The sequence below is a fragment of the Pseudomonas sp. 51_B genome, from assembly GCF_017491595.1.
Classification (GTDB): Bacteria; Pseudomonadota; Gammaproteobacteria; order Pseudomonadales; family Pseudomonadaceae; genus Aquipseudomonas; species Aquipseudomonas promysalinigenes.
In genome coordinates this window covers 1-504 of the sequence record NZ_JAFGYW010000210.1, presented here as the reverse complement: position 1 = coordinate 504, position 504 = coordinate 1, and the positions used below count along the sequence as shown (strand labels likewise).

1 protein-coding gene is annotated in these 504 nt (G+C 64.7%); it reads right to left on the bottom strand.

Annotation, left to right across the window (positions count from 1 at the left end):
• Positions 1-13: 13 nt before the first annotated feature.
• On the bottom strand, positions 14-504 hold a 491-nt coding region (locus tag J5M56_RS24450), incomplete at its 5' end, for a DUF480 domain-containing protein (RefSeq protein WP_207937991.1).

Below are 504 nucleotides of genomic sequence, written 5' to 3'. Positions count from 1 at the left end.
GGTTCTGTTGTGATTATTCGAGGCGGGCCAGGCGTTCTTCCAGCGCTGCGATCCGCGCTTCCAGTTCCTCGATACGCTCCAGGGAAACGCCAGCGCTCGAGCGCTCCCCAGGATTCTGCCGCGCCGCCAATATCGCCTCAATATCCGCCGGATCGCCCAAGGCATGGGTGTAGCGATCCTCACGCTGCCCGGCCTGACGCGGAATCAATACCGCCAGTCCGCGTGCAATCAGGCGTTCAAGCTGATGCACGACCTGCTCGGCGTCGTCGAAGTCGTGCATGCGCCCGCTGCGGGTCAGCAGTTCGTTGACGGTCTGCGGACCGCGCAGAAACATCAGACCCGTCAGAATCACCTGTGCCGGCACCAGTTCCAGCGCCTTGTCGACCTTGTGCTCCCAGCGGTCGGCACGGCTGCCCATCACCAGCCGGGTAAAACCACGCCCCTCCAGCGCCCGCAGGCTCTGGCCGACCTGGCCCTGATTGAGGTTCATCACCGGCTCGCGGC